The organism is Heyndrickxia sp. FSL W8-0423, from assembly GCF_038009395.1.
Taxonomy (GTDB): Bacteria; Bacillota; Bacilli; order Bacillales; family Bacillaceae_C; genus Heyndrickxia; species Heyndrickxia sporothermodurans.
The window spans coordinates 892,501-905,528 of sequence record NZ_JBBPBE010000001.1 but is presented as its reverse complement, the minus strand read 5'-3'; the positions used below and the strand labels follow the sequence as shown (position 1 = coordinate 905,528).

The following is a 13,028-nucleotide window of genomic DNA, read 5'->3' as shown; positions in this document are numbered from 1 at the left end:
TTGGGAATGATTAAAGTTGGAGTATTAGGCCTACAAGGTGCTGTTAGAGAGCATGTTCAGGCTATTCTAAACTGTGGCGAAGAAGCTGTCGTAATAAAAAAAAGGGAACAATTAGATGAGATAGATGGGTTAATTCTTCCGGGTGGAGAAAGCACGACAATGCGCCGTTTACTTGATAAGTATGACTTTATGGACAAGCTGTGTGAATTTGGCCAACAAAACAAGCCAATTTTCGGGACTTGTGCGGGACTAATATTGTTAGCAAGGGAAATTAAAGGCTATGATCAACCTCATCTGGGTCTTATGGATGTTATCGTTGAAAGAAATTCATTTGGCAGGCAGGTTGATAGTTTTGAGGCGGATCTTGCTATTGCGGGTGTGACAGATCATTTCAATGCTGTGTTTATTCGTGCTCCGCACATCTTGGAGGTTGGTGAGGATGTTGAAATTCTCGCAAAGCATAATGGAAGAATCGTCGCAGCACGTGATGGACATATTTTAGGGTGCTCTTTTCATCCCGAATTGACAGATGATCTTCGATTGACACAATACTTTATTAATATGGTAAAAGAATATAAAAAACGTAATAAATAGTTGCAAATAGGGTATAATTGTAGTAAATTAATTGTTAAAATCTTGACTAAAGCAGTGAGAGGAAATAGTAACAAGATTGACTTCTCTAGAGAGTCGGTGGTTGGTGTAAACCGATGAAGGAAGCTTGTGAATCCATCCTTGAGTAAAGTACTGAACGAAATAAGGTAAGGTGGCCGCCTAAGGCGCTTTTGTCTTTCTTATTAGTAAGTACTTTCGGGTAAAACCGTTATCGATTAAGTGGAAAGTATTTATACTTTCAAACTGGGTGGCAACGCGGGTAACTCTCGTCCCTTTTTAGGGACGGGAGTTTTTTATTTTTTAATAAGGAGGAGTTATAAATGCTTGATATCAAATATTTACGAGCTAATTTTAATGAAGTAAAAGAGAAGCTACAACACAGAGGTGAAGATCTTTCAGATTTTGATAAATTTGAGGAACTTGATACGAAGAGGAGGGAACTAATTGTTGCGACGGAGGATCTAAAAAGCAAACGTAATGAAGTAACACAAAAAATTGCTCAATTAAAAAGAGAAAAACAAAACGCGGATGATTTAATTGCAGAAATGCGTGCGGTTGGGGATCAAATTAAACAATTCGATGATGAATTACGAGTTGTTGAAGAACAATTAGATCATTTACTGTTGTCTATTCCTAATATTCCTCATGAAAGTACGCCTGTCGGGGAAACAGAGGATGACAATGTGGAAATCCGCAAATGGGGAGAGATTCGTGAGTTCGACTTTGAACCAAAACCACATTGGGATATAGCTACTGATTTAAATATTTTGGATTTTGAACGTGCTGCAAAAGTAACGGGCAGCCGGTTCGTATTTTACAAAGGTTTGGGTGCTAGACTGGAAAGAGCATTATTTAATTTTATGTTGGATTTACATGTCGAAGAGCATGGCTATGAAGAAATTTTACCACCTTATATGGTGAATCGTACAAGTATGACAGGGACAGGTCAATTACCTAAATTTGAAGAGGATGCTTTTTTGATTGATAGCGAGGATTATTTCCTTATTCCAACTGCTGAAGTTCCAGTGACAAATTTACATCGTGATGAAATATTAAACAATGATCAATTACCGCTTAACTATGCTGCATTTAGTGCATGTTTCCGATCTGAAGCTGGATCTGCCGGTCGTGATACGAGGGGCTTAATTCGTCAGCATCAATTTAATAAAGTGGAGCTGGTAAAGTTTGTAAAGCCGGAAGATTCATATGATGAATTAGAAAAGCTAACAGGAAATGCTGAGAAGGTTCTCCAATTGCTTGGTCTGCCATATCGAGTGATGAGTATGTGTACAGCTGATCTAGGGTTTACAGCTGCAAAGAAATACGATATTGAGGTTTGGATACCAAGCTATAACACATATCGGGAAATTTCATCTTGCAGTAATTTTGAGTCTTTCCAAGCGCGTCGAGCAAATATTCGCTTCAGAAGAGATGCCAATGCTAAGCCTGAACATGTCCATACATTAAATGGTTCTGGATTGGCTATTGGCCGAACTGTTGCGGCTATTTTGGAAAATTACCAACAGGCGGACGGCAGTGTAGTTATCCCCGAAGTTTTACGCCCATATATGCGTAATGTAGATAAAATTAGCTTAAAATAAGGCTAGTAATAAAGAGGAGGATTTTCCTCCTCTTTTAAAAGTTTTAAATGAATGTTGACACGGTTATTATTCCATGATATATTATTTCTTGTCGATACGGAGGAATACCCAAGTCCGGCTGAAGGGATCGGTCTTGAAAACCGACAGGCGGGTTAAACCGCGCGGGGGTTCGAATCCCTCTTCCTCCGCCATTAATAAAACAAAACGCGCATAAATCATTGGAGATTTAATGAAATTCGTTACCTAGTAACGGATTTTTTGTTATCATGAACAAATGGAGTGCAAATAGAAAGTCGTCAACCAATTTGGTTGACGACTATTTTTTTGCTTAGAAAATCTTTTTTACTTTTGTAATTCCTTCGTTTGTTTGAGGAAAAAGCTAATTTTTTCAATGATCGGTTCTATGCTTGTCCCATCATTCATTAAATCATAGTCTTTAATATTGATTCGTAAAACAGGACATGCATTAAAGGAATTAATCCAGTTTTCATAACGTTTATGCATTTCAATCCAATATTCAACAGGGGTATTCTGTTCCATTAATCTTCCACGCTTTTGAATACGCTCCAAAATATCTTCGATCGAACCCTCTAGATAAATAAGTAAATCAGGGTGAGGAAAGTAAGGAGTCATAATCATTGCCTCAAATAGGCTTGTATATGTCTGATAATCAACTTCAGACATGTTTCCTTTTTCATAATGCATTTGTGCAAAAATCCCTGTATCTTCATAAATGGAACGGTCCTGTATGAATCCTCCTCCATATTCAAACATTCTTTTTTGCTCCTTAAATCGTTCAGCCAAAAAGTAAATTTGCAGATGGAAGCTCCAACGTTTAAAATCTTGATAAAATTTATCTAAATATGGGTTTGTATCAACTTTTTCTAATGAGGTACGAAATCCTAATGTATTTGCTAATGTATTCGTCATCGTTGATTTCCCAACTCCAACTGTTCCTGCAACTGTAATAACCGTATTTTTAGGGATTGAATATTTATTTCGAAGTTCCATTGATTTTTACCCCTTTTTGTAATAATAACGTGATTTTTTCAATTATATAATTTAAGTCATATGAATTTTTCACAAAATCTAGGTCATCCCCATTGATCTGAAGGACAGGAATATTAGGATGGGTGTGCATAAAATCCTCCATAAATTTTTCGTAATCAGAGGATAGTTGTTTAATATAGTCGGGACTTATGTTTTTTTCAAAGTCCCGCCCCCGCATCCTTATTCGTTTCATAACAGTATCTAAACTCGCATGAATATAAATGACTATGTTTGGTTGAGGCATACCATCTGTTAAAATGTTATAAATCTTTAAGTACTTAAAATACTGATCTTCTTTTAGTGTTCTCTTTGCAAAAATGAGATTTTTAAATATATGATAATCTGCTACGACAGGTTGATTAGCATTTAGATAATTGTTCTTGATGTCTTCGAGCTGTTTATAGCGATTACAGAGGAAAAACATTTCTAATTGAAAGCTCCACTCTTCTATATTTTGATAGAACTTTTCCAAAAACGGATTTTCATCTACAATTTCCTTTAAAAGATGGTAATGAAAATGTTCTGAGATTGCTTTCGCTAGAGAGGTTTTTCCTATTCCAATTGGTCCTTCAACCGTAATAAACGGTAAATTCTCCATTTATTTTCCTCCTCATGGTTGACCATTCATATAACTCTGTTCTTTTTTACATTTTATATGGAATAGAAATTTAAATTAAAATTAAGCCAATAGCTATTTTATCACATGTTTTTATATGAGGGATAAATAAAAGAAAATGATCAATATTTGTAGATAAATGAAAAAAATCCCTTTCTTATTTGAAAGGGGTGGGTTTTATTTTTTTACAATATGGAAATTTTCAACAATGAGGAGCCAGTTTTGTGGAAAGGAAAGTCCAAGTTTCCAATAACTCATTCCACGAAGTTTTAATTCTTTTATCAAATCAAATTTAGCCTGAATAGAGCGAGCATCTTCAAACCACACTTTATGTTTTTTGTTATTTTCATCTACATAATCGATGGTAGGAGCTTGTGCAGTCGAATCATAATTAATGGGAACATTGTATTTTGCTGCAAGTTGGATTGCTTGTTGCGGACTAATAGCTTTTGCTGTATCTTTTCCGGGGGTGAAGGGAAGTGTCCAATCATATCCATATAAATTTTGTCCCATTAAAATCTTGTTCGAGGGCATTTCTGTTATTGCATATTCTAAAACATCCCGAACAGGGCTGATAGGAGATACTGCCATTGGAGGACCTCCACTATAGCCCCATTCATATGTCATAATAACAACAAAATCAACGATTTCCCCAATTGCTTTGTAATTATGTGCTTCATACCAAAGTCCCTTTTGTGTCGCACTTGTTTTTGGTGCCAGTGCCGCTGAAAGCATCCAATTCTCTTGATTAAATCTCGCCTTTGCTTTTCTTAAAAACCGAGTGTATGCTTCCTCGTCAGCTGGCCGTAAAAATTCAAAGTCGATATGAATATCACGAAATTCATATTGCCTAGCTGTTTTTACGATATTATTCAGGAAGTTATTTTGAATTTCTTGATCGTTTAATAAGATCCTTCCTAATTCATCACTAAATTGCCCGTTTTCTTGGTTGTTAATCACCATCACTAATATATTTTGATTTGCATTTGCAATAATTGCGAGATTACCGAGCGGTGGTGCCACTAATGATCCATCGCGATTTACTTGAAAAGCAAATGGTGATAAATACGTTAAATAGGGTGCAGCTTTTCGCGCACTGTTCTCTAATGCTTGGGAAACTTTATTACCAAAAGGTTCGATATATGCATTGAATTCAGCATCTACTTTTTTCTTCGGTGGGATATATAATTGCATACCAACGTGTAAAGGATGGTTTACTGATATTCCATTTATTCGTGCTAACTCCGTATAAGACAAATTAAACTTTTGTGCAATTCCCCATAAACTATCCCCTTGTTTCACCCAGTAAAAACGTCCAACTATTGGAATGACAATTGTTTGCCCAATGACCAAATCATCAGGGTTTGGAATTTCATTAGCGACTATTAATTCCTCTCTTGGGACTCGGTAGGTACTAGCTATACCTGCCAATGTCTCATTTTGTTTTACTACATGGATTTGCATACGTACCCTCCTTCGAACAGATAGGCTCTACTACCATTCTATGATCCTATTTAGAAAGTCATGTTGAATTACACACTTTTTCTAAAATCTTTTTTCTAATATATAATGAGGAATAAGTAAATAATGCAAAGGTTGGTTTGAATGTGAAAAATAATGATGAATATTATATGAATTTAGCTATAAAGGAAGCAATCAAAGCTAAAGAAAAAGAAGAAGTACCGATTGGTGCGGTGATTGTTTTGAATGGTGAGGTTATTGCCTCTGCGCATAATTTAAGGGAAACAACCCAAAATGCAATTACCCATGCAGAAATATTAGCGATCCAAGAGGCATGCAACAAAGTGGAGTCTTGGCGATTAGAAGATGCAGATCTATATGTAACGTTGGAACCGTGCCCGATGTGTAGCGGGGCAATTATTCTGTCAAGAATAAAAAGGGTTGTTTATGGAGCTAGCGATCCAAAGGCTGGTTGCGCCGGTACATTAATGAATCTCCTAAATGATTGTCGTTTTAATCATCAAAGCGAAGTTGTGAGTGGTGTACTTGAAAACGAATGTAGTGAAATGTTAAGTAATTTTTTTAAAGAAATACGCCTGCGAAAGAAAAGCGAAAAGAAAAAAGGTAACTTGAGTAAATCCACTAATTAACAATTACAATCCATTGCTTTTTTTTATGAAAAATAGTATACTTTATCTTGCGTTGATAAAACGCATTTATATTTGGTATCAATTTTGCCGTGCTAGGTGGGGAGGTAGCGGTGCCCTGTACTTGCAATCCGCTCTAGCAAGACTGAATCCCTTCTTGAGGCTAGTATCCTGTAGGGCCTGCCTTGAGTAAGTGGTGTTGACGCTTGGGTCCTGCGCAATGGAAATCCATGAACCATGTCAGATCCGGAAGGAAGCAGCATTAAGTGGACTCTTCCATGTGCCGCAGGGCAGCCTGAGCCGAGCTAACTGCTTAAGTAACGCTTATGGGAGCTAGTCGAGGGAAGGTGCACGGCAGTTTACTCTACATAATTAAACTCATCCTAATGGATGGGTTTTTTCTTTATTTTTTGTTTAACACCGTCATAAATATGAATTAAAGTATAAGCATATAATCAATAACTATTTTATTCGTTTTCACAATGTTAAATTAGTGATGGATAAGGTATAATATGAGAAAAGTAAGGCTTTTTGTACTAATTAAGTGCAGGAGAAGAAGAAAAAGGAGGAGGGTAAATGAGCTACCAAGCATTATATCGCGTTTGGCGTCCGCAAATCTTTGAGGATGTTGTGGGACAAGAACATGTAACAAAAACATTGCAAAATGCCCTCCTGCAACAAAAGACTTCACATGCGTATCTTTTTTCCGGTCCAAGAGGTACGGGGAAAACAAGTGCTGCAAAAATTTTGGCTAAAGCTGTCAATTGTGAAAAGGCACCAGTTAGCGAGCCTTGTAACGAATGTGATGCTTGTAAGGGAATAACAAATGGATCAATTCCGGATGTTATTGAAATTGATGCAGCTTCTAATAATGGTGTTGAAGAAATACGCGATATTAGAGACAAAGTGAAATTTGCACCGAATGTTGTTCCGTACAAAGTATATATCATTGATGAGGTACATATGCTCTCTATTGGAGCGTTTAATGCTCTCTTAAAGACTTTAGAGGAACCGCCAAAACATGTTATATTTATTTTGGCAACAACTGAACCGCACAAAATTCCATTGACTATTATTTCACGTTGTCAACGTTTTGATTTTAAAAGAATCACTGCTCAAGATATTACAGGGCGAATGGCACGTATAGCAACTGAGTCTGGTATTCAATTTGAAGAGTCTGCATTAACGATCATAGCTCGCGCTGCTGAAGGCGGAATGAGGGATGCACTAAGCTTGATGGACCAAGCGGTTTCCTTTGGTCAAGAGAAAGTGACAGTAGATGATGCGTTAACGGTAACCGGGTCAATTTCCCAATCTTATTTAAATAAATTAGCGCAGGCTATTTATGAACAAAATATTGCAGATGCACTTCATGTGTTTGAGGAATTATTGTATCAAGGAAAAGATGCGACACGTTTTGTTGAAGATTTAATTTTATATTTCCGTGATATGCTTCTATATAAGACAGCCCCAGCACTTGAGGAAGCGATTGAAAGGGTCATGCTTGATGAAGAGTTTCGTCAGCTTTCTGATCAAATTTCCTCAGAACAAATTTATGAATACATTGATATATTAAATAAAACTCAACAAGAAATGAAATTCTCAAACCTTGCTCGAATTTATTTAGAAGTTTCATTAATAAAACTATGTGAAACCCGAATCAAAAATCAATCAGGTACTCATGCTGATGTACATCAATTAGTAGAACAAATTGAAAAACTGCAAAAAGAAGTACAGGACCTTAAAACTAATGGAGTTCAGCAAACAGAATCAGTAAATAAGCAGCCTGTAAAAAAGGCTTCTCGAACTGGGAAGGGATTTAGGGCACAAACAGGAAGAATAAATGATATATTAAAAGTAGCAACAAAACAGGATTTAAATTTAATTAAAAGTCGATGGGGTGACATGCTTGTTCAACTGAATGAACGTCAAATGCGTTCTCAATCCGCACTTTTAAATGATGCAGAGCCAGTTGCTGCTTCAACTAATGCTTTTGTGTTAAAATTTAAATATGAAATTCATTGCCAAATGGCGATGGAGAATCAAAAGTTTTTAGAAGCGATTACATCTGTTTTGAAAGAATTAACAGGAATCGGTTATCAAATGATCGGAGTACCTGAAGATCAATGGAATTCAATCCGCGAAAGTTTTATCCAAAGTCAAAAGACTTCTCCAAAAGAACAGGATGAAACAGCGGAAGACCCATTTATAGCAGAAGCTAAAAAACTAGTTGGTATGGATTTAATTGAAATAAAGGATTAGAAATCTTATCTTTAAAAAGCAAATTAAGCTGCAAAGGTACGCCTTTCAATCCTAAATAATAAATATAATAATCTTGCGAATCAGTCGGGATTAATACATGGAGGGTAAATATAATGCGTGGAATGGGAAATATGCAAAACATGATGAAACAAATGCAAAAAATGCAAAAGAAAATGGCGGAGGCTCAAGAGGAATTAGGTGAAAAGCGTATTGAAGGTACTGCTGGCGGCGGTATGGTTACGGTAATTGTCTCCGGGCATAAAGAAATCGTAGAAGTAAATATTAAAGAGGAAGTAGTTGATCCTGAAGATATCGAAATGCTTCAAGATTTAGTACTTGCTGCAACGAATGATGCATTGAAAAAAGCGGAGGAACTAACAAATCAAACAATGGGACAGTTTACCAAAGGTTTAAACATTCCAGGTTTTTAAGGGGAAAAAAGCATGCATTATCCAGAACCAATAACGAAACTAATGGATAGCTTTATGAAATTGCCAGGTATTGGGCCGAAGACCGCAGCCCGACTGGCATTTTTTGTGCTAAGCATGAAGGAAGATACTGTCCTCGACTTTGCAAAAGCACTTGTCGATGCGAAACGAAATTTAAGTTATTGTACGGTATGTGGTCACATCACTGATCAAGATCCTTGTTATATTTGTGAGGATCCACGCCGAGATAGAAGTATTATATGTGTTGTTCAAGACCCGAAAGACGTAATAGCTATGGAAAAAATGAAAGAATTTAATGGGTTATACCATGTACTTCATGGAGCGATTTCACCGATGGATGGAATAGGACCTGAAGATATTAATATTCCTGATTTACTAAAAAGACTACAAGATGAAACTGTGCAAGAAGTTATTTTAGCAACAAACCCTAATATTGAAGGGGAGGCTACTGCCATGTATATTTCCCGTCTTCTTAAGCCATCAGGTATAAAAATAACAAGAATCGCCCACGGCTTACCGGTTGGTGGCGATTTAGAATATGCTGATGAAGTAACTTTATCTAAAGCTTTAGAGGGACGAAGAGAAGTATAATGAAAAACGAGGTGTATTCACATGTTCAATAGAAAGTTAAAATTGCGTAATGAATATGACCAAAAATTAATTGATTTAATGGCAAGAGCTAGGAAAAACTGGCTTCAACAAAAATCTTTAGTTGAAATGAGCTTTGAATATGATGAAGAACTTCATTTCCAAAGGAAAATAGCTGAAATGAAATACTTCTTTTTATTTCGTGAGGCGAAAGCTAGAAATATCAGAATAAAAAAGTAAACCACACTAATTTTACATTGTGTAGTTCTTTTTGGACAATCTGTTCATAAAATGGATAGTACAATGTAAGGTAAGGGGTGGTACGATGAACCCAATAATAATCATTGCGGTTATTTCTGGATTAATTCTTCTCTTATTAATAGCGGGATTCACAGGAAAGCCGTTTCGGATTATCGGGCAAATATTTATTAGACTTGCGATTGGTGCATTGTTTTTATTCTTTTTAAATCAGTTCGGTGGACAATTTGGTATTCACGTTCCGATTAATCTTGTAACTACATCAGTATCAGGTTTATTAGGAATCCCTGGAGTAGTAGGTTTAACGATTATTCAAACGTGGATAATAGGTTAAAAATCCGCATTTTGCGGATTTTCCTATTTTCTATTGATATATTCAGGAAATTATTTTAAGAAAAAGGGTTGACTATTATTCTGAAATAGTGATATTATAATACATGTCGCTGAAACAAGTGATATTGAAAAAGAAAAAACATTTGACACTTAATATTGAGTCTGATAATATTAATAAGTCGCAAAGAACAATTGATCTTTGAAAACTGAACAAAACGAAACGTCAATTAATTTATTTTTTAACTAGAGCTATTTCAAACATCTTTTTGGAGAGTTTGATCCTGGCTCAGGACGAACGCTGGCGGCGTGCCTAATACATGCAAGTCGAGCGAATCTGATAGGAGCTTGCTCCTTTTCAGATTAGCGGCGGACGGGTGAGTAACACGTGGGTAACCTGCCTGTAAGACTGGGATAACTCCGGGAAACCGGGGCTAATACCGGATAACTTTTTCCTTCGCATGAAGGAGAATTGAAAGGTGGCACTAGCTACCACTTACAGATGGACCCGCGGCGCATTAGCTAGTTGGTGAGGTAACGGCTCACCAAGGCGACGATGCGTAGCCGACTTGAGAGGGTGATCGGCCACACTGGGACTGAGACACGGCCCAGACTCCTACGGGAGGCAGCAGTAGGGAATCTTCCGCAATGGACGAAAGTCTGACGGAGCAACGCCGCGTGAGTGATGAAGGTTTTCGGATCGTAAAACTCTGTTGTTAGGGAAGAACAAGTATCGTTCGAATAGGGCGGTACCTTGACGGTACCTAACCAGAAAGCCACGGCTAACTACGTGCCAGCAGCCGCGGTAATACGTAGGTGGCAAGCGTTGTCCGGAATTATTGGGCGTAAAGCGCGCGCAGGCGGTTTCTTAAGTCTGATGTGAAAGCCCACGGCTCAACCGTGGAGGGTCATTGGAAACTGGGAGACTTGAGTGCAGAAGAGAAGAGCGGAATTCCACGTGTAGCGGTGAAATGCGTAGAGATGTGGAGGAACACCAGTGGCGAAGGCGGCTCTTTGGTCTGTAACTGACGCTGAGGCGCGAAAGCGTGGGGAGCGAACAGGATTAGATACCCTGGTAGTCCACGCCGTAAACGATGAGTGCTAAGTGTTAGAGGGTTTCCGCCCTTTAGTGCTGCAGCTAACGCATTAAGCACTCCGCCTGGGGAGTACGGCCGCAAGGCTGAAACTCAAAGGAATTGACGGGGGCCCGCACAAGCGGTGGAGCATGTGGTTTAATTCGAAGCAACGCGAAGAACCTTACCAGGTCTTGACATCCTCTTGCCCTCCCTAGAGATAGGGATTTCCCTTCGGGGACAAGAGTGACAGGTGGTGCATGGTTGTCGTCAGCTCGTGTCGTGAGATGTTGGGTTAAGTCCCGCAACGAGCGCAACCCTTGACCTTAGTTGCCAGCATTCAGTTGGGCACTCTAAGGTGACTGCCGGTGACAAACCGGAGGAAGGTGGGGATGACGTCAAATCATCATGCCCCTTATGACCTGGGCTACACACGTGCTACAATGGATGGTACAAAGGGTTGCTAGACCGCGAGGTTACGCCAATCCCATAAAACCATTCTCAGTTCGGATTGTAGGCTGCAACTCGCCTACATGAAGCCGGAATCGCTAGTAATCGCGGATCAGCATGCCGCGGTGAATACGTTCCCGGGCCTTGTACACACCGCCCGTCACACCACGAGAGTTTGTAACACCCGAAGTCGGTGAGGTAACCTTTTGGAGCCAGCCGCCGAAGGTGGGACAGATGATTGGGGTGAAGTCGTAACAAGGTAGCCGTATCGGAAGGTGCGGCTGGATCACCTCCTTTCTAAGGATATAAGGAAAACCACTATCGTGGTTACAAAAAAGACGTTTTTCGTTTTGTTCAGTTTTGAAGGATGAATTCTTCAAAAAAATATGCAATATATAAAAACAACGACAAGGAGTTCTTCTTCCATATCGATGTTTTTTATTTCCGAAAATGTGGGCCTATAGCTCAGCTGGTTAGAGCGCACGCCTGATAAGCGTGAGGTCGATGGTTCGAGTCCATTTAGGCCCACCATATAACATCTTCGGGGCCTTAGCTCAGCTGGGAGAGCGCCTGCTTTGCACGCAGGAGGTCAGCGGTTCGATCCCGCTAGGCTCCACCAAAAGATAAAGTCAATAAAGATATTATTTTTAGATAATTTCTAAATTGCACTTTGGGTAAAATTGCTCCTGCGGCAATGCTTATTCGAGGAAGATTAGGTTCACCTCGGAGCAAGGCAGCACGAAGCAAATGCTACGATGATTAATCATGATGTGATTGAAATCAGTAGCCTTGTTCCTTGAAAACTAGATATCATGAGAAATAACCAAGTAATAACCGAGAATCGCCACTTTATGGATGATATCCATTTAAGTAGTTTTAAAAACAAACCTTATTTTAGGTTAAGTTGTTAAGGGCGCACGGTGAATGCCTTGGCACTAGGAGCCGATGAAGGACGGGACTAACACCGATATGCTTCGGGGAGCTGTAAGCAAGCTTTGATCCGGAGATTTCCGAATGGGGGAACCCACTGCCCGTAATGGGGTAGTATCCTTACTTGAATACATAGAGTAAGGAAGGCAGACCCGGGGAACTGAAACATCTAAGTACCCGGAGGAAGAGAAAGCAAACGCGATTTCCTGAGTAGCGGCGAGCGAAACGGAAGAAGCCCAAACCAAGAGGCTTGCCTCTTGGGGTTGTAGGACACTCTATACGGAGTTACAAAGGAACGGAGTAAATGAAGAGGTCTGGAAAGGCCCGTCAAAGAAGGTAACAACCCTGTAGTTGAAACTTCGTTCCCTCCAGAGTGGATCCTGAGTACGGCGGGACACGTGAAATCCCGTCGGAAGCAGGGAGGACCATCTCCCAAGGCTAAATACTCCCTAGTGACCGATAGTGAACCAGTACCGTGAGGGAAAGGTGAAAAGCACCCCGGGAGGGGAGTGAAAGAGAACCTGAAACCGTGTGCCTACAAGTAGTTAGAGCTCTGTGCGTATTTCCTTCGGAAAGACGCCGAGTGATAGCGTGCCTTTTGTAGAATGAACCGGCGAGTTACGATTTCAAGCAAGGTTAAGCTGAAGAGGCGGAGCCGCAGCGAAAGCGAGTCTTAATAGGGCGAATGAGTTTGAGGTCGT

At 39.2% G+C, this 13,028-nt stretch carries 11 protein-coding genes, 3 tRNA genes, 2 rRNA genes, 1 other RNA gene and 1 other annotated feature (1 of these 18 running past the window's edge); of the genes, 14 read left to right on the top strand and 3 right to left on the bottom strand.

The genetic code is table 11. The features are described 5' to 3' along the window. Positions 1–6: 6 nt before the first annotated feature. The 3 genes from pdxT (at position 7) to MKY81_RS04610 (ending at position 2,404) form a co-directional block, all read left to right on the top strand. Positions 7–594, top strand: a complete 588-nt coding sequence (gene pdxT, locus MKY81_RS04620) for a pyridoxal 5'-phosphate synthase glutaminase subunit PdxT (protein WP_108070108.1) — start codon at positions 7–9, stop codon at positions 592–594. 45 nt (positions 595–639) lie between these two features. Continuing rightward, positions 640–889: a binding site (T-box leader), on the top strand. Positions 890–932: 43 nt separating this feature from the next. Further along, a complete protein-coding gene (gene serS / locus MKY81_RS04615; RefSeq protein ID WP_327990407.1) occupies positions 933–2,213 on the top strand; it encodes a serine--tRNA ligase in 1,281 nt (426 codons plus the stop codon). Between the two features lie 98 nt (positions 2,214–2,311). Then, positions 2,312–2,404, top strand: a tRNA-Ser gene (locus MKY81_RS04610). A 151-nt stretch (positions 2,405–2,555) separates the two neighbouring features. On the opposite strand, the gene MKY81_RS04605 is transcribed toward MKY81_RS04610, so the two are convergent. The 3 genes from MKY81_RS04605 to MKY81_RS04595 all read right to left on the bottom strand — a co-directional run bounded on the left by MKY81_RS04605 (position 2,556) and on the right by MKY81_RS04595 (position 5,343). Beyond that, positions 2,556–3,224: a deoxynucleoside kinase gene (locus MKY81_RS04605; protein WP_107921033.1), complete on the bottom strand. Its 669-nt coding sequence runs from the start codon at positions 3,222–3,224 to the stop codon at positions 2,556–2,558. Next, on the bottom strand, positions 3,208–3,861 hold the full coding sequence (locus tag MKY81_RS04600; protein WP_066235423.1) for a deoxynucleoside kinase: 654 nt from the start codon (positions 3,859–3,861) through the stop codon (positions 3,208–3,210). Before MKY81_RS04600 ends, MKY81_RS04605 begins: the two co-directional genes overlap by 17 nt. A 195-nt stretch (positions 3,862–4,056) precedes the next feature. Beyond that, positions 4,057–5,343, bottom strand: a complete 1,287-nt coding sequence (locus tag MKY81_RS04595) for a glycoside hydrolase family 18 protein (RefSeq protein ID WP_066235425.1) — start codon at positions 5,341–5,343, stop codon at positions 4,057–4,059. A gap of 143 nt (positions 5,344–5,486) precedes the next feature. Here MKY81_RS04595 and tadA point away from each other — a divergent pair, with 143 nt between their 5' ends. The 11 genes from tadA to MKY81_RS04540 form a co-directional block, all read left to right on the top strand. After that, positions 5,487–5,990 (top strand): tRNA adenosine(34) deaminase TadA, encoded by a 504-nt coding sequence (gene tadA / locus MKY81_RS04590; RefSeq protein WP_066235427.1) that lies wholly within the window; start codon positions 5,487–5,489, stop codon positions 5,988–5,990. An 87-nt stretch (positions 5,991–6,077) separates the two neighbouring features. Continuing rightward, positions 6,078–6,342, top strand: an RNA gene (gene ffs / locus MKY81_RS04585) — signal recognition particle sRNA large type. Between the two features lie 221 nt (positions 6,343–6,563). Continuing rightward, positions 6,564–8,249 carry a DNA polymerase III subunit gamma/tau gene (gene dnaX / locus MKY81_RS04580; protein ID WP_108070112.1) on the top strand — a complete coding sequence of 562 codons (1,686 nt, stop codon included), beginning with the start codon at positions 6,564–6,566 and terminating at the stop codon, positions 8,247–8,249. Positions 8,250–8,362: 113 nt separating this feature from the next. Beyond that, on the top strand, positions 8,363–8,680 hold the full coding sequence (locus MKY81_RS04575) for a YbaB/EbfC family nucleoid-associated protein (protein WP_108070114.1): 318 nt from the start codon (positions 8,363–8,365) through the stop codon (positions 8,678–8,680). A 12-nt stretch (positions 8,681–8,692) separates the two neighbouring features. Then, positions 8,693–9,289: a recombination mediator RecR gene (gene recR, locus MKY81_RS04570; protein WP_108070116.1), complete on the top strand. Its 597-nt coding sequence runs from the start codon at positions 8,693–8,695 to the stop codon at positions 9,287–9,289. A gap of 21 nt (positions 9,290–9,310) precedes the next feature. Next, positions 9,311–9,526, top strand: coding sequence for a YaaL family protein (locus MKY81_RS04565; protein ID WP_066235436.1), 216 nt, complete (start codon positions 9,311–9,313; stop codon positions 9,524–9,526). Between the two features lie 85 nt (positions 9,527–9,611). Continuing rightward, positions 9,612–9,878, top strand: a complete 267-nt coding sequence (locus tag MKY81_RS04560) for a pro-sigmaK processing inhibitor BofA family protein (RefSeq protein WP_066235438.1) — start codon at positions 9,612–9,614, stop codon at positions 9,876–9,878. 262 nt (positions 9,879–10,140) lie between these two features. Then, positions 10,141–11,694: ribosomal RNA gene (locus tag MKY81_RS04555) — 16S ribosomal RNA — on the top strand. Positions 11,695–11,851: 157 nt separating this feature from the next. Beyond that, a tRNA-Ile gene (locus MKY81_RS04550) sits at positions 11,852–11,928 on the top strand. A 12-nt stretch (positions 11,929–11,940) separates the two neighbouring features. Beyond that, positions 11,941–12,016: transfer RNA gene (locus MKY81_RS04545), tRNA-Ala, on the top strand. Positions 12,017–12,294: 278 nt separating this feature from the next. Continuing rightward, positions 12,295–13,028 (top strand): 23S ribosomal RNA (locus MKY81_RS04540); it runs 2,222 nt beyond the window's last position. Together the 16S and 23S rRNA genes with 2 tRNA genes alongside form the textbook arrangement of a ribosomal RNA operon.